13 protein-coding genes are annotated in these 15,859 nt (G+C 68.6%); 9 read left to right on the top strand and 4 right to left on the bottom strand.

From position 1 onward, the window contains the following. Nucleotides 1-161: 161 nt before the first annotated feature. Nucleotides 162-1,067 (bottom strand): LysR family transcriptional regulator, encoded by a 906-nt coding sequence (locus tag A5688_RS10715; protein ID WP_067838972.1) that lies wholly within the window; start codon nt 1,065-1,067, stop codon nt 162-164. A gap of 87 nt (nt 1,068-1,154) precedes the next feature. Between A5688_RS10715 and A5688_RS10720 the strand changes: the two genes are divergently transcribed. From A5688_RS10720 to A5688_RS10730, 3 genes are all read left to right on the top strand, one after another. Beyond that, entirely contained in the window at nt 1,155-2,639 is a 1,485-nt protein-coding gene (locus tag A5688_RS10720; RefSeq protein ID WP_067914096.1) for an aldehyde dehydrogenase family protein, read from the top strand. Nucleotides 2,640-2,644: 5 nt separating this feature from the next. Next, nucleotides 2,645-3,595 carry an amidohydrolase family protein gene (locus A5688_RS10725; RefSeq protein ID WP_068268148.1) on the top strand — a complete coding sequence of 317 codons (951 nt, stop codon included), beginning with the start codon at nt 2,645-2,647 and terminating at the stop codon, nt 3,593-3,595. Between the two features lie 150 nt (nt 3,596-3,745). Then, nucleotides 3,746-4,333 (top strand): hypothetical protein, encoded by a 588-nt coding sequence (locus A5688_RS10730; protein WP_068268150.1) that lies wholly within the window; start codon nt 3,746-3,748, stop codon nt 4,331-4,333. 39 nt (nt 4,334-4,372) lie between these two features. Here the strand turns inward: A5688_RS10730 and A5688_RS10735 are convergent, their stop codons facing one another. Beyond that, nucleotides 4,373-4,903: a DUF488 domain-containing protein gene (locus A5688_RS10735; RefSeq protein WP_067910717.1), complete on the bottom strand. Its 531-nt coding sequence runs from the start codon at nt 4,901-4,903 to the stop codon at nt 4,373-4,375. 243 nt (nt 4,904-5,146) lie between these two features. Between A5688_RS10735 and A5688_RS10740 the strand changes: the two genes are divergently transcribed. The 3 genes from A5688_RS10740 to A5688_RS10750 are packed head-to-tail and all read left to right on the top strand — an operon-like array spanning nt 5,147 to nt 7,655. After that, nucleotides 5,147-6,355 carry a hypothetical protein gene (locus A5688_RS10740; RefSeq protein ID WP_067910720.1) on the top strand — a complete coding sequence of 403 codons (1,209 nt, stop codon included), beginning with the start codon at nt 5,147-5,149 and terminating at the stop codon, nt 6,353-6,355. Between the two features lie 11 nt (nt 6,356-6,366). After that, nucleotides 6,367-6,927 carry an LpqN/LpqT family lipoprotein gene (locus A5688_RS10745; protein WP_067910723.1) on the top strand — a complete coding sequence of 187 codons (561 nt, stop codon included), beginning with the start codon at nt 6,367-6,369 and terminating at the stop codon, nt 6,925-6,927. Continuing rightward, nucleotides 6,927-7,655, top strand: a complete 729-nt coding sequence (locus tag A5688_RS10750) for a hypothetical protein (RefSeq protein ID WP_067838959.1) — start codon at nt 6,927-6,929, stop codon at nt 7,653-7,655. Before A5688_RS10745 ends, A5688_RS10750 begins: the two co-directional genes overlap by 1 nt. A 41-nt stretch (nt 7,656-7,696) precedes the next feature. Here the strand turns inward: A5688_RS10750 and A5688_RS10755 are convergent, their stop codons facing one another. Beyond that, complete coding sequence (locus tag A5688_RS10755) at nt 7,697-9,145, bottom strand: sugar porter family MFS transporter (protein WP_431602645.1); 1,449 nt, start codon at nt 9,143-9,145, stop codon at nt 7,697-7,699. Nucleotides 9,146-9,453: 308 nt separating this feature from the next. Next, nucleotides 9,454-10,107, bottom strand: coding sequence for a DUF1345 domain-containing protein (locus A5688_RS10760; protein ID WP_067909016.1), 654 nt, complete (start codon nt 10,105-10,107; stop codon nt 9,454-9,456). A 72-nt stretch (nt 10,108-10,179) separates the two neighbouring features. On the opposite strand from A5688_RS10760, the gene A5688_RS10765 reads away from it, so the two are divergent. From A5688_RS10765 to A5688_RS10775, 3 genes are all read left to right on the top strand, one after another. Then, nucleotides 10,180-10,758, top strand: a complete 579-nt coding sequence (locus tag A5688_RS10765; protein WP_082951351.1) for a hypothetical protein — start codon at nt 10,180-10,182, stop codon at nt 10,756-10,758. A 133-nt stretch (nt 10,759-10,891) separates the two neighbouring features. Further along, nucleotides 10,892-12,574 (top strand): Hsp70 family protein, encoded by a 1,683-nt coding sequence (locus A5688_RS10770; RefSeq protein WP_067909013.1) that lies wholly within the window; start codon nt 10,892-10,894, stop codon nt 12,572-12,574. Between the two features lie 260 nt (nt 12,575-12,834). Beyond that, nucleotides 12,835-15,858, top strand: coding sequence for a heterodisulfide reductase-related iron-sulfur binding cluster (locus A5688_RS10775; RefSeq protein ID WP_067838945.1), 3,024 nt, complete (start codon nt 12,835-12,837; stop codon nt 15,856-15,858). Nucleotide 15,859: the final 1 nt, after the last annotated feature.

Here is a 15,859-nt window from a genome sequence, read left to right on the forward strand (position 1 = left end):
TCCTCCTGAATATGTAGAGCTTGTCTGGTGCCACTATGCTGAGTGAACCTCGCTCAAGCCTGCCCTTTGGGCCGGTGGGCTGTCAACCCAGTATTGAGTGTGCTTCGCTCAACTTGTCGATCATGTTAACGGCGGTTGATCCCGCCTTGTTCCCGGGGTGGCTAAATATTCTTGGCCTCGCCGGCGACTTCCTCGATCAGCGCGAGCAGCGCCCGGGTGGCCGCGCTGGCCTGCCGGGTCGCCGAGGTCGCGACATAGAGCCGCCACTGCAGATCGTGGCCGGTGATCCGGACGCTGACCAAGTCCGAGCTGTCGATGCCCTCGAGGATGGACCAGCTCAGAAAACCGATCCCCAGCCCCTTGCGGATGCAGGTCGCCGCGGTGCCGATGTCGGCAACCTCCACCGCGACGGTCCGCTCGACACCCGCGGCCGCAAACGCGTTGTCGACCACGGCGCGGTTGCCGTATCCCGGCGGCCCGTCGACGAAGGACATGCCCGCCAGGTCGGCCAGCGAAACCGCCTTGCGCCGGGCCAGCGGGTGCTCGGCGGGGACGACCAGCAGCAGGGGCACCGAGGCGACGAGCCGGGTGTGCAGGTCAGCCGGTGGCGGGCCGGTGAAGACCAGGAAGGCGACGTCGAGGTCGCCGTCGCGAAGTTGACCGGCCAGACCGGCCGACCCGGCGCTGGCCGCGCGCAGGTGAACCACGACTTCGGGGTGGCGGGCGTGCAGCTCGGCGAGCACGGTCGGCACGTCGATGACGCTGACCGACGTCAGCGTCCCGACCGTGACGGTGCCGCGCACGGTGCCCCGGGCGGCGCCCACGGCGTCCTTGGCCGCGCGGGCGGCGTCGAGCGTGGCCCGGGCGTGGGGTCGCAGCGCTTCGCCGGCGGGGCTCAGCGCCACGCCGCCCGCGGCCCGGACGAACAGCTCGGCGCCCAGTTCGCGTTCGAGCGCCTTGATGGTGGCCGACACGCCGGACTGCACGACGTGCAGGCGTTTGGCCGCCGCCGTGAAGCTCCGGCCGTCCGCGACGGCCAGAAAATATTCGAGGTGGCGAAGCTCCACACCAGCAATTATCACCGTTGATGATGGCAACCATCAGAAGATATCGTTGGTGCTGATCGTGCTGCCGGGCATACCGTGGCAATGCCCATGGATCAGCAAGCCCCAGCCGAGGTCAGCACCCGCTGGTCGTCGGCGTCCCCCGACGACAGGTTCGTCGTGGAAAACCCCGCCACCGGTCAGGTCGTCACCGTCGTGCAGGGGGCCGGTACCGAGCAGGTGGACCGGGCCGTGCGGGCCGCGCACGCCGCGCACCTGGACTGGAAGCAACGCCCGGCCCGCGAGCGCGGCCGCTACCTGCGGCAGATCGCCGACGTCATTCGCGCGCACGCCGACGAGATCGCCGCCCTCGAATCGCGCGAGATGGGCAAGCCGATCAGCCAGGCGCGCGGCTTCGACGTCGAAGCCGCGATCGGGATCTTCGACTACTTCGCCGCCATGGTCGAGGTGCTGCCGAGCCAGGCGCGTGACTACGGCCCGGTTTTCGACGTGACCACGCTGGAGCCCTACGGCGTGATCGCCGGCATCGTGCCGTTCAACTGGCCGCCGATTCACACCGCCGGAAAGGTCGCGCCCGCACTGGCCGTCGGCAACGCCGTCGTGCTGAAACCGCCGGAGCAGACGCCGTCGGTGGTGCTGCGACTGGCGGAACTGATCCAGTCGGTACTGCCCGACCCGGTCGTGCACGCCGTGCCCGGCGGCGGCGAGGTGGGCGCCGCACTGGCCGAGCATCAACTGGTGGGCAAGATCTCCTTCACCGGATCGCCGCTCACCGGTTCGGCGGTGCTGCGCACCGCGGCCGGCAACCTCACGCCGGCGCTGATGGAACTGGGCGGAAAGAACCCGCTGCTGGTGTTCGACGACGCCAACCTGAGTGACGCGCTGCTGGCCGCCATCGACGGCGGCTTCTTCAACCAGGGCGAGGCGTGCACCGCGGCGTCGCGAATCCTGGTGCAGGACAACATCTATGCGCAGTTCGAAGAGAGGCTGTGCGCCGCCGTGCGCCGGCTGCGGGTGGGCGACGGCGCCGATCCCGGCACCGATGTGGGCCCGCTGGTCACCCGGGCCCAACGCAAGCAGGTCCTGGACTATCTCGACATCGGCGTGGCCGAAGGCGCCCACATCGCCGCCCAGGCGCCGCTACCGCAGGATCCCCGACTCGCGGACGGCTTCTACGTCGCACCGACCGTGCTGACCGGCGTCACACCCGGCATGCGAGTGGCCCAAGAGGAGATCTTCGGTCCGGTGGTCGCTTTGATCCGGTTCAGCGACGAAGCCGAGGCCGTGCGCATCGCCAACGGCACACCGTACGGACTGGTCGCCGCGGTGTTCACCGCCGACGGCGACCGGGCGCTGCGGGTGAGCCGGCAGATCCGGGCGGGGGCCGTCTTCGTCAACAACTACGCGCGGGTGGCCATCGGCAGCGGATTCGGCGGCGTCGGCCACAGCGGGTTCGGCCGCGAGCACGCCCAGGAGACGCTCGCCGAATACGGCTACACCAAAACCATCCGCCTGACCGCCGACCGCGACGCGCTGCCGTACTGGAACGCGGCCGCCCGAATCCTCGAAGGATAACTCAGATGCGTGTCATTGCACTCGAAGAGCATTACGCCACAACGGAATTCCTGCAAGGCCCGGGCACCTGGCTGGCGTCGCGGGCCGGCATCGTGGAACCGGCCAGCGACCTCGGCGACGGCCGCATCGCGGCGATGGACGAGGCGGGGGTGGACCTGGCGGTGTTGTCGCTGGCCGCGCCCGGGGTGGAGCAACTGGAGCCGGACGAGGCGGTTCGTCTGGCCCGTGATTGCAACGACCAGCTCGCGGCGGCGGTCCAGCGGTATCCGGACCGCTTCGCGGGGTTTGCCACCCTGCCCATCAGCGCCCCCGAGCGGGCGGCAGAGGAACTCGAACGGGCGGTGCGCCAACTCGGCTTTCCCGGCGCGGTGATCAACGGGCACAGCCGGGGCCGCTACCTGGACGACCCGTTCTTCGAGCCCGTCCTGGCCCGCGCGGCCACCCTGCACGCACCGATCTACCTGCACCCGACCATCCCGCCGGCCGGTGTCATCGAGTCCAGCTACGCCGGCTTCGCCGAGCCGGTCACGTTCGCGCTGGCCACCGTGGGCTGGGGCTGGCACATCAACACCGCCACGCACGTGCTGCGCATGATCCTCGGCGGCGTGTTCGACCGTCACCCGTCGTTGCAGATGATCATCGGGCACATGGGCGAGGCAACATCGTTCATGTTGCCGCGCTTCGACGCGACGCTGAAGCCGGAACTGACCGGCCTGCAACGCCCCGTGAGTTCCTACCTTCGGGAGAACTTTCACTACACCTTCGCCAACTTCAACGACCCCGCGACGTACGCGAACCTGGTCGCGCAGGTGGGGATCGACCGGGTGGCCTTCTCCGCCGACTACCCGTTCGGGTCGATGGTCGCCGCCCGCGCCTTCCTCGACGGCTTGCCGCTCACCGACGACGAGCGGGCCGACATCAGCCATCGCAACGCCGAGAAGCTGTTGGGGCTCTAGCGCCGTTCCACACAACTGGCCCGGTGAGCCGGTCACGCGCCGATAAATCTGGGCCATCGACTCGGTATCGAAACCCGCGCCGAAGCGGCGGTTTTCGCCCGGCGGTGCGTAACCTGAGTGCCGCCATATGAATCGTCTTTGGAGCGGCGGGTGCGGTTTTCGGAGAATGCGCGGCGAAGTCTGGCCGGTGGCTCGCTGCTGCTCATAGCCCTGGCGGCCGGTTCGGAGACGGTGTCCGGCTGCAGCTCCATCATCGGGGGCCGGCCGGTGGCTTCGCCGGGAGCGGGACCCACCGAACCGTCTTTCCCCACGCCCAGGTCCACCCCGCCGCCGGGCACCGCCGCCCCCGCCCCGGGCCCGTCTGCCGCGCCGGGGGGCCCGGCCAACCCGGCCGGCGCCATCCCGCTGCCGCCCGACCAGAACGGTTACGTCTTCATCGAGACCAAGTCCGGCGTGACGCGCTGCCAGATCAACAAGGACACCGTCGGCTGCGAGGCGCCCTTCACCAATTCCCCGCTGCAGGACGGCGAGCACGCCAACGGCGTCAGCATCAACACCGGCGGCAAGGTGCAGTGGGTGCTGGGCAACCTGGGCGCCATCCCGACCGTCAAGATCGACTACCAGACCTACACCGCCGAGGGCTGGACGATCATCGCCAACGCGGACGGCACCCGCTTCACCAATGAGGCGACCAAGCACGGCATGTTCGTCAGCATCGACAAGGTCAACACGTTCTAGGCGCCTGAGGCGGATTGGGCTACAGCCGATCCGGCCGAGTTAACCGTCCCAGATCAGGTGGCCATCGGAGCGGCGGCGGGCACCCTCGGCTGGGCGGTGCGGACTGAGCCGGCCGTCCGGCATCAGGTGCCGCACCGGCACCCCGCGGCCGAGCGCCGCCACGTCGGCGATCAGCCGCCGGTGGCAGCGCCACCAGACGCTCTCGCTGCACATCACCGCCGTGGAGCGCCGGGCCGCATCGGCCAGGACCTCGTCCAGCGCCGCGTCGAACTCCGGCGTCCGGGTGTATGCGGCGTACGCCCGGAACGCGGCCACCGTCCACCAGCTGTCCGGCTCCGGTTCGCCGGCCCGGACATGCCGGCGCCCGCCGAGGCGCGGCTCCCACCGGTAGTCGATGCCGGCTTGCGGCAGCCAGTCTTCGAGGGCCTCCCGCCGCACGTCCGGATTGGTCCGGCTGGCCGGGTATCTTCGCACATCCACCACCAGCGCAACGCCCGCTCCGGCAAGCAGCTCCGACAGTCGCTCCCGGCGGGCCGCCCCGTGACCCACGGTCAGCAATTCCCGCTCCATGAAAACAGCTTGCCCGGAATAGCCGGCGTGAACATTTGGGCCAGTTCGAAATTGGCGGCCGGCTCGCGAGTGCGAGGTGAATTGATTACCAAGCTCGCGTCAGTAATCTGACCCATGAGCTCGGAAGGGGGTGGGCGATGCTTGTCGGTGCCGGTTGGCCGCGGTCGTCGGCCCGGGCGCCGCGCGCACTGCCCGCCAGCCCCGGAAGGTTGATCAGCATTCGGGCGAGCAGCTGACGATCCCATGCAACTGCAATATCTCAGCATCCCGGCGCTGATCGGCGCGGCCGGCGGCGACCCCTGGGCGATCAATGCGAGCCTGCAGGCGGGTAGCCCGCTGCAGATCTCCAATCTGGCTGAGGCCTTTCTCAAAGCCGGTCGATGCACAAAGGAGGCCAACGACGCGTTCGAGCAAGCCCGCACCCGTTTCGAAGCCGCCTGGAACCACCAGAATGGCGATCATCCGATCACCGGCTCCGACGAAGTGCAGCGGGTGACGAAAGCCCTTGGGGCGCAGTCTTTGCAGATACCGAAGATCGGTGCGGACCTGGAGAACATCGCCGCGACGTTGGCCGAGGCGCAGAAAACCGCGGCCGGCCAAATCGCGGCGCTGGAAGCAAAGCTGCAGGACCTCGACGATCTGATCGGCGAAGCCGACGAGATGGAAGACGACGACGACCTCAGCCAGGCCGACATCGATGCCCTCGAAGCGTTGATCGCCAAATGTGAAAGCGACGCCATCGGTGACACCAAAGCCGCCCTGACCCAACTGCAAGCGACGCGCGACGGCTATTCCGGCTCGTTTCAGAACGCGATGGGGACCCTGCACGCGGACGGATATGACTCGGTCGGTCCCCAGCCGGGACCGGGCCCGGCAGCGCCTGGCCAGCCGGGACCGGGCCCGGCAGCGCCCGGCCAGCCCGGCGAAGGCCCCAAGTTGACCCCGACGCCGGGGGATGTGGCGATCGCGGGTGCGGGCGCGGTGGCCGGAGGTACCGCCGACGGTGTGCGCCAGGCAACCACCAACCTGATCGCCGAGTCTCCAGGCACGGGCCCCGGAAAGGCAGACCCGGCCCTCTTGAGGTGGCTCGAGGATCCAACGATCGGCGGAGTCGAGCTGAAGGGATTCTCCCGAATCGGCGGGGTGGTTGCCGCGGCCAGCGCGGTACCCGCCGTCATGTCCGACGTCCATGACGGCAACTCCGTGCCGGAGGCCGTCACCCGGGAGGGTGTGGGCGTCGCCGCCGGCCTCTGGGCGGGTGCGGAGATCGGTGCCGCGGTCGGATCGGTCGTTCCGGGTGCAGGGACCGCTGTTGGACTGGTGGTCGGCGCCGGTGCCGGGGCCGTCGCCAGCTACCTGGCATCCAAGGGTGTCGAAGCGGCCTGGCACCCGGTCGCGGATGCGGTCGGTAGTGCAGTGCATGGCGTGGAATCGGTCTTCGGTTTCGGGTAGGGGCACGTTCGATGCGATTCGATGAGTTTGTGCAGGAGTCCGGCGTCTCGGTGTCCCCGGTCGATCGGTTTGTCGGGTTCGTGGTGGACGTGGGGGTGCCGCCGGGCTGGGAACCCTTCGACTCCGCGGTCGGAGCCCGCGTGTGGGTCTGCCGCAACGATCCGTGCATCGACGTGTTCTGCGCCAACGCGGTGCTGACGATGCATCGGGTCGAGGCCCCGCTGGACCCGGCGCAAGCGTTCGCCATGCTGGTCGAGCAGCAGTTGCAGTCGGTGCCGGGCTGTCGGGAGCTGCGCCGCGAACTCGCCGCGGCCACCGAAGGTTCCGGGATCGCGGGGTCGCTCGCGATGCGAATCGCGCATGACCTCGGCACCGTCGCCAGCGTGTCACGATCGAGGATCATCACGGCTGAACAGGAGACGCTCATCGCGCAACTAACGGTGACCGCGCTACATGATTCCCCGGTGGCCAGGGCACAGATGTGGCTCAAGGTCCGACCGGGTCCGGCGGCGGTCCCCGCGCCCGCAGGTCAGCACCGCGCCCCGGTGATCGTGAGACGAGACGGTCAGTGATGGCCGGTGGCGGGGCGAAAGGCCGTTGGGGGCGGGTGCTGCGCTACGCCTTCGGTGGTGCCTTGTGCCTGTTAGCGGGCATCAACGTGCTGATCGGATCGCCGTGGTACCTCTCTCTCGGCGTCGCCGTGACCGGCGGCATCATCCTCATCGGTCAGCGCCGGATTTTTCGTGCCGGGGTCAGCAGGTCCGGAAACGAGATCATCTGCCGCTACGTCCCCTGGTACGAGGGCAACGCGTACATCGCGCTGGCGCTGGTCCCGCTGTTGGGGGTCGCCTCTCTTGCGGCGGGGTATGCGCCCGGCAACCCGGCGTGGCTTCGTTTCACCGGCATCATCCTGTTGGGTGTGACCCCGCTGACCGGATACGGCATCGCTCGCATGTGGCGTCGCTGTCTTCTCGGCATTACCCCGTCCGCGTTGACCGTGCGGTTGGCCGAGCGCAAGAGCGAGACGACCGAAATCCGGCGTGAGCTGGTTGAGTCGATCGAGCCCAAGCTCATTTCGCAGCCGCGGGGCGGTCGCTCGCTGCAAGTCGCGATTGCCTATCGCCCCTTGGATGCCGGCAGCGACACCGCCACGACCGTGCTGCTCGGGCTGCGACTGAGCGTTCCGCCGGTCGACCTGCTCAACGCACTCATCGCCTGGAGAGACGGCGCCCGCGACGACCCGAGCGACCTGCTGGATCGGATCGAACGAACTCTCCGGGGCAGCACGGCCGGCGGGTAACCGCATCAAAGCCCGAACAACTTGCCGCGCAACCGAATTCGTCAGCGCGTGAAGTCCGACGGCCTGAACTTCCCCTCGGATAGCTTGTTTTCGATCTCCTCGAGGCTCTTACCGGTGAGGTCGGGCATGCGGAAGTACACGAAGATCCACGCCGCCACGTTGAACAACGCGTAGAGCCACATCGAGGGCCCTACCCCGATCGCCTTGATGAGCGACAGCATCGTCAACGTGATGATCAGGTTGGTCCCCCACAGTGTCGCCGACTGCACGGCGGTGGCGGCCGGTCGCACCGCCAGCGGATAGGTCTCCGAGCCGGTCAGCCAGCCCATCAGCTGCAGGCCGCCGCCATTGAACAGCATGAAGGCGATCAGGCAGATCATGATGTAGGGAATCACCGCGCGACCGCTGCCGCTGGTGACGAAGAGCAGGCCCAGCACGAACAGGCTGATCGCCGCACCCGGGACCATGATGAGGGTCAGCCGGCGGCGGCCGATCCGGTCGATGATGGCCAACCCGATCAGTTGGGCGACCAGGTACGCCGCGCCCAGGCCCACCGACAACCGCAGAGCCACGGACCTGTACACGCCGTCATCGGTCAATATGGTCGGCGCGTAGTAGATGATCATTTCGATGCCGCTGAGCTGGGTGAACACCGCAATGCCGCAACCCAGGACCAGGGCCGGGCGCACCCAGGCGTCGCGCAGCCCAGCCCACCCGCGGGTGCCGGCCGTGCGTTCGATGCGCGCGAGTTCGATCGCTTCGTCCAGCTCGGTGCCCACGTCATAGCCCTCGGGCCGGACGCGTTCCAACACGGCCTGTGCAGCGTTTCGATCCCCTTGCTTGACCAGCCAGCGCGGACTTTCCGGCAGGCGCAGCAATAGCCACAACATGATCGCGGCGGGTACGCAGGCGAGTCCGATCGGTCCTCGCCAGTTGGTCGAGTCGGAGACGCCGACCAGGGTCGCGGTGAGGACGCCCACCCCGATGGCAATTTGGAAGCACAGCACCAACCGTCCCCGGTAGGCCGGTGGCGAGAGTTCGGCGACATACATCGGTGCCGTCTGCGTCGCCCCGCCGACCGCGAAGCCCAGGACCAGCCGTCCCAGCGACAGCGCAACGGAATCGCGCGCGTCGGCGCACCACACCGCGCCGACGATGAACACCACCGCCAGCATCAACAGGGTGCCGCGACGGCCGCGCAGATCGGAAAGCCGGCTACACGTCAATGCCCCGATGATGGCGCCGAGCAGGATGCTGGCGGCGATCACCTGCTGCCAGCCCTCGGAGATGTTGAAGTCCTGGGTGAGCTGCAAGAGGGCCCAGGAGATGACACCGGTGTCGTAGCCGTACAGCATCCCCGAGATCGCCGCGACGAGCGCGATGATGACCACGGCGCTCGTCAGTTGCTTTCCCGACCCCGCACCGGTGTCAACTGGGCTTTGCGGGACTTGGTGACGAACCCCGGGCTGGTCGGCGGGCCGGCCGGGCATCGTCATCGCCTCCCTACCCAGTGCTCGGATTCCCTGGTCGCTCGCCGCGGTTTTCTCAGAGCCCGATGCCATAACCGGTATCGCATGGCGGTGCGTATTGGTCGCCGGTGCGGTCAACGTATCCGCGTATCCAGCTCACTCGGGTTGCTGGTTGGTCCGCCCATGCCCGGCAGGCGCGGCGCTTGTTACGGGCTGCCGCCTGACTTCCATAGCGAAACGGAACGCGAGCCTGCCACGAACTGCACGAAAGTCGAGGTGACGCGGCGATCGTTCGTATTGTACTAAAGCGATTTTCGGCCGAAGAAGGCTCACGAGAGCTTGGAGCCCAGCCCCGCGATCAGATTGATCGTCACGGCCAGGACGACGGCGCCGAGCAGGTAGGACAGCAACGCATGGCGCAATACCGTGGCCCTGATCGAGGTCAGTCCGATCTCGGTGTCCGACACCTGGTAGGTCATCCCGACGGTGAAGGCGAGGTAGGCGAAATCCCGGAAGCGGGGCGGCTCGGGGTCATGGAAGTTGATGCCGCCCGGATCATCGGCGTAGTAGAGCCGTGCGTAGTGCACGGTGTACAGCGTGTGCACCGCGAGCCAGGACGCCGCGACGGTCAGCACGCCGAGGACGGCGGCCGTCACGGCTGAATGGCCCGACCGTGAGCCCGCGGCCACCACGTAGCCGACACCGCCCAGGCTCGCGACGCTCGCCGACAGGATGACGGCGTCGGCGACCCACCGGGTCGGGTCCTCCCGCGTCGCCCATCGGCAGGTCTGCTCGGCGTCCATGCCGAGCAGGCTGAGGTGCGTCCACACCACGTACGTTCCGGCGGTGACGATCCAGCCGACCAGCGCGAATCGCCAACCGGCCGTGTTGCCCACGGCGACGGCGACGGCGACGCCGAGGGCCACGCAGACCGATATCCGGACCGCGACGGTGTCCCGAAACAACTTCACCAGCCAATCCACGACCTTGACCTAACCACCAACGCGGGTCGTCGGCCCACGTTCTGCCCCGCACAGCGCGCCACCCGGGTCTGCATGAGCAGATTGGCAGGTGCGGTCAGTACCATCGGTGCCGTGGCATCCAACGGCCCACGCGACGACTTCCACAATCGGCCGACGCAGCATGGCGACTTCGGGGTGAGCGAACAGCCGCCGACCGGTGAAATTCCACCCTCCGCTCCCCCGCCCGAGGGGTTCGAGCGGGCCGGCGAGGTCGACCCGTTCGACCAGGAAGCCGGGCCGACTCCCTGGTATCGCAAGCCCGGCATGCTCATCGCCTGGCTGGTCTCGGTCGTCGTCCTGATCGGATTGATCGTGTTCGGCATCATCCAGCTCATCAACGGGGAACAGACCGTCGGCCACACCCCCAAAACGACGACGAGCACGACGACCACCACCACCACGTCGACGACCCCGACGACCACCGCGACCACCACCACGACGTCGCCGGGCAGCAGCGCCGAACAACCGCCGGCGCAGCAGCCGACGCAGCAGCAGCCCACGGGAGGGCAGACGCAGCAGCCGTCGCATCATCACCATTTGCCGCAGCTGCCGTCGGTGATCACCATCCCGGGAGTGCCGAACCCGGTGACTGTGCCGCCGGGCCTGCGTTAGCGAGCGGGTGGCAAACCCGACCACGGTTCCACCGCGCGGCGCCGGCGACGCCCTACACTCGCTGCAATCCACGGTCGTTACGGTGAGGACCACCGGGCGACAGCAACGGGACGACTGACACAGGGGTGCGGACATGAGCGAGGCGCTCGGGCTATCGATCGGAGTGGCCAACCTGGTAGCCGCCCGGGCGGGCAGCGCTCCGATCACCCGCAGCTCCGTGCTGACCCTCTTCGAGCAGCGGCCCACCGAAGTTGGCCTGCCAGAAGAGAATCCGAACCTGACCGGACCCGGCCTGGTGCTGCGGGGCTTCGTCGAACGCGTCGGCGACCGGGCGCCGCTGGTGGCGGCCGACGGCACCAAGTACCTCGGTGCGGCGCTGACGGTGGAGGCGATCGAGGCCATGGCCCGCGCCGTGGGCTACGGCACACCGATCACCATCGCGGTGCCCGCCTACTGGTCCGACGCCCAGTTCACCGCGCTGCGTGAGGAGTTCTTTGCCCAGTCGGACCTGGCGCGTGGCGGGGTAGCGCCGATGCTGGTTTCCGACGCCACGGCCGCGCTGGCTGCGCTGCGGGGCACACCGGGATTCGGGGCCGACGGCGTTATTGCGCTGTGCGACTTCGGGGCCGGCGGCACCACCGTCACCTTGATGGACGCCAAGGCCGGGTTCGCGCCCGTCGGGCAGGCGGCGCGGTACACCGATTTCTCCGGCGACGCGATCGATCAGCTCGTCCTGGACCATCTGCTGGCCTCCGACGTCAGTACCGCCATGCTCGGCGGCACCGCGCGGGTCGGGTCGCAGGCCCGCCTGCTCGGCGCATGCCGGCGCGCCAAGGAGCAACTGTCGACGGCCGCGGTGGGCACCATCGCCGGGGCTTCCGGTGACGGCGCCCAGCTGTCCCGCTCCGATTTCGAGCAACTGCTCTCCGCGCCGCTGGACCGGTTCCTTTCGTCGATCGATGAGTCGTTGCGGCGCAACGGAATTCCCAAACTGGGCGCCGTGGCGATCGTCGGTGGTGGGGCGAGCATCCCGCTGATCAAGGCGCGCTTGGCGCAGCGCTTCGGGGTGCCGGTGCACAGCACCGCGCAGCCGGCGCTCGCCGCCGCCCTTGGCGCGGCGGCGCTCGGCCCGCATTACGCGTCGGGGGTTGCTCCGACCGCCGCGGCGGCCGCGGTGGAAACGCCGACCGCAATGGTCGGCACCTCCGGGCTGGACATGACCCAGGCGGCGTGGGCCGCCCAAGCCACCGATGTGGACGACGCCCTGGCCTGGTCGCAAGACGCCGACAACGACGAGCCGGTGCCCTACACCGGCCGCGACGCGACGGGCGAGTACGCCAACGAGGCAAGGCAATTCGACGACGCGACCGGCAGCCGCTACGCCGCCGCCCAGGGGCGCCTGCCCTGGTACAAACGCACGGCGCTGGTGTTGAGCGTGGCCGGGGCGGGCGCGGCGGTACTGGTGGCCCTGATTTTGGCGATCAACCTGTTGCTCACCAAGTCTCCTCCGGTCAGCCCCACCTCGCCGACCAGCCAGACTGCACCACCACAAACGGTGACCATCACCGGGCCGAACGACAGCACCACCGTCACCGTGGTCCCGGCGCCGCCGCCACCGTCCACCGAGGCGCCGGCCACCACCACGACACCCGCGCCGGCGCCGTCGTCGACGACGACGACCACCACGGCGCCGCCGAGCACCACGACCACGACCGCCGCGCCCACCACCACGTCGCAGGCGACCACCACCGCGGCGCCGACGACCACCCGCGTGCGGCCGCTGCCGCCGATCTTCCAACCGCCGTTCGGGCGCTGACGCGACGAATTACGCCGGCGCCGCGAATGGGTTACGGCAAGGTCCCGCGGCGGTCGGTTGGCGAATTTTGGTGGCGCTCATCACTTCGACCAATGTCACATTCGGTGAGTGGGTATTAACCGGCAGGCCAGAGGCACCGGCGAACCCCCAAGTTAGGGCAGCCTTTCTCGCGCCGAAAGCCGCGGAGATGTAACTATGAGCGGGGCTTAAGCAGGCAAATAGGCACAGGCCGAAATATCTATGCATTGGGGAGACTTTCTGTGACGACGCAGATGCTCATCAGGCTGATCGTGGGCATGGGCATGACGCTGGTCGTGGCCGCACTGGCCGGACGGCGTGTCCTGTGGCTGTTCAAATTGATCACGTCCGGCAAGCCGGCCCCGGGGCACACCGACGAACCCGGCAAACGCGTGTGGGCCGAGGTCTCCGAGGTCTTCGGTCAGCGCAAGCTGTTGAAGTGGTCCATCCCCGGCCTGGCGCACTTCTTCACCATGTGGGGCTTCTTCATCCTGCTCACGGTGTACATCGAGGCCTACGGTCTGCTGTTCCAGGACAACTTCCACATCCCGATCATCGGGCGCTGGGACGCGCTGGGCTTCCTGCAGGACTTCTTCGCCACCGCGGTCTTCCTCGGCATCGTCACCTTCGCCATCATCCGGTGGCGGACCGAGCCGAAGGAATACGGCCGCTCGTCACGGTTCTACGGCTCGCACACCGGCGGCGCCTGGTTGGTGCTGTTCATGATCTTCAACGTCGTCTTCACCTACGTGTTCGTGCGCGGAGCCGCGGTCAACAACGGCACGCTCCCCTACGGCAACGGGGCCTTCCTGTCGCAGTTGTTCGGCGCCATCCTGCGACCGCTGGGCCAGCCCGCCAACGAGATCATCGAAACGACCGCGCTGCTGCTGCACATCTTGGTGATGCTGGCGTTCCTGATCATCGTGCTGCATTCCAAGCACATGCACATCTTCACGGCGCCGATCAACGTCATCTTCAAGCGGCTGCCCAACGGGCTCGGCCCGCTGCTGCCGCTGGAACACGACGGCAAGCCGATCGACTTCGAAAACCCGCCGGACGACGCCGAATTCGGTCGCGGCAAGATCGAGGACTTCAGCTGGAAGGCCATGCTGGACTTCGCCACGTGCACCGAGTGTGGGCGCTGCCAGTCGCAGTGCCCGGCGTGGAACACCGGCAAGCCGCTCTCGCCCAAGCTCGTCATCATGGACCTGCGCGACCACTGGATGGCCAAGGCGCCCTACATCCTGGGCGACAAGGAGAGCCCGCTCGAGAGCACACCGGAAGGCGGGATCGGCGAGGAGCTGTCCGGCGAGAAGCACGCCGAGGCCCACCACGTTCCCGAGTCCGGCTTCGGCCGCATCATGGGATCCGGCCCCGAGCAGGCCAACCGGCCGCTGGTCGGGACCGAGGAACAGGGCGGCGTCATCGACCCCGACGTGCTGTGGTCTTGCGTGTCCTGCGGCGCCTGCGTCGAGCAGTGCCCGGTGGACATCGAGCACATCGACCACATCATCGACATGCGCCGCTACCAGGTGATGATGGAGTCGGAGTTCCCGTCGGAGCTGTCCGTGCTGTTCAAGAACCTGGAAACCAAGGGCAACCCGTGGGGCCAGAACGCCTCCGACCGGACCAGCTGGATCGACGAAGTCGACTTCGACGTGCCGGTCTATGGCGAAGACGTCGACAGCTTCGACGGCTACGAATACCTGTTCTGGGTGGGTTGCGCCGGCGCGTACGACGACAAGGCGAAGAAGACCACCAAGGCCGTCGCCGAGCTGCTGGCCATCGCCGGGGTGAAGTACCTGGTGCTCGGCACCGGCGAGTCCTGCAACGGCGACTCGGCCCGCCGCTCGGGCAACGAATTCCTGTTCCAGCAGCTGGCGCAGCAGGCCGTGGAAACCCTGGACGGTCTGTTCGAGGGCGTGGAGACGGTCGACCGCAAGATCGTCGTCACCTGTCCGCACTGCTTCAACACCCTGGGCCGCGAGTACCGCCAGCTCGGCGCGAACTACTCGGTGCTGCACCACACCCAGCTGCTCAACCGGCTGATCCGGGACAACAAGCTGGTGCCGGTCACCCCGGTGTCCCAGGACATCACCTATCACGATCCCTGCTACCTGGGCCGGCACAACAAGGTCTATGAGGCGCCGCGCGAGCTGATCGGGGCCGCGGGGGCGAACCTGACCGAGATGCCGCGCCACGCCGAGCGCAGCTTCTGCTGTGGCGCCGGCGGCGCGCGGATGTGGATGGAAGAGCACATCGGCAAGCGCATCAACCACGAACGCGTCGACGAGGCGCTGGCCACCGGGGCCACCACCGTGGCGACCGCCTGCCCGTTCTGCCGGGTGATGGTCACCGACGGTGTGAACGACCGCCAGGAAGAGGCCGGCCGCAGCGGTGTCGAGGTGCTCGACGTCGCACAGATCCTGCTGGGCTCCATCGAGTACGACAAGGCGACGCTGCCGGAGAAGGGCACGGCCGCCAAGGAGGCCGAGAAGAGGGCGGCTGAGGCGCCCAAGGCCTCGGCAGCCACAGCAACCGCGCCCGCCGAGGCGCCGGCCGAGGAGGCACCCGCCGAGGCCGCCGAGGCGGCTCCCAAGGCCGAGGCCGCTCCCGTCAAGGGGTTGGGCCTTGCCGGCGGCGCCAAGAAGCCCGGCAAGAAGGCGGCCGAACCCGCCGGGAACGGCAAGTCCGAGGCGGCCGCGCCCGCCCCCGCCAAGGGGCTGGGCATCGCCGGCGGCGCCAAGAAGCCCGGCGCCAAGAAGGCGGCTGCTCCCGCTGCGGCCGAGGCCAAGACCGAGGCCGCCGCGGAGCCTTCCGAGACGCCCGCCGCCCCCGCCAAGGGGTTGGGCATCGCGGCGGGCGCCAAGCGTCCCGGCGCCAAGAAGGCCGAGGCACCCAAGGTCGAGGCAACCAACGCCGAGGCGGCGCCGCAGGCCGAACCGGCCGCCGAGGAAACCACGGCCGAGGACAAGGCCGAAGCAAAGGCACCCGCCGCGCCGGTCAAGGGGTTGGGCATCGCCGCCGGAGCCAAGCGACCCGGCGCCAAGAAGGCGGCGCCGGCAACCGAGGCGCCCAAGGCCGAGACCCCCGAGGCCCAGGCACCCAAGGCCGAGGCGCAGCCCGCCGAACAGGCAAAGGCCGAATCCGAGCCGGCGCCGAAAGCGGAGCCGGCAAAACAGGCCGACGGCGACGGCGCCACGTCGCAGCCACCGGTCAAAGGCCTGGGCATCGCGCGTGGAGCGCGTCCTCCAGGGAAGCGCTGAC

The organism is Mycobacterium mantenii (assembly GCF_001667865.1).
GTDB lineage: Bacteria > Actinomycetota > Actinomycetes > Mycobacteriales > Mycobacteriaceae > Mycobacterium > Mycobacterium mantenii_A.

Coding starts and splice junctions, on each gene's coding strand:
- A5688_RS10745 (WP_067910723.1), top strand. CDS start 6,367: ATGCGATTCGATGAGTTTGTGCAGGAGTCCGGCGTCTCGGTGTCCCCG.
- A5688_RS10725 (WP_068268148.1), top strand. CDS start 2,645: ATGCGTGTCATTGCACTCGAAGAGCATTACGCCACAACGGAATTCCTG.
- A5688_RS10720 (WP_067914096.1), top strand. CDS start 1,155: ATGGATCAGCAAGCCCCAGCCGAGGTCAGCACCCGCTGGTCGTCGGCG.
- A5688_RS10770 (WP_067909013.1), top strand. CDS start 10,892: ATGAGCGAGGCGCTCGGGCTATCGATCGGAGTGGCCAACCTGGTAGCC.
- A5688_RS10740 (WP_067910720.1), top strand. CDS start 5,147: ATGCAACTGCAATATCTCAGCATCCCGGCGCTGATCGGCGCGGCCGGC.
- A5688_RS10735 (WP_067910717.1), bottom strand. CDS start 4,903: ATGGAGCGGGAATTGCTGACCGTGGGTCACGGGGCGGCCCGCCGGGAG.
- A5688_RS10750 (WP_067838959.1), top strand. CDS start 6,927: ATGGCCGGTGGCGGGGCGAAAGGCCGTTGGGGGCGGGTGCTGCGCTAC.
- A5688_RS10765 (WP_082951351.1), top strand. CDS start 10,180: ATGAGCAGATTGGCAGGTGCGGTCAGTACCATCGGTGCCGTGGCATCC.
- A5688_RS10755 (WP_431602645.1), bottom strand. CDS start 9,145: ATGCCCGGCCGGCCCGCCGACCAGCCCGGGGTTCGTCACCAAGTCCCG.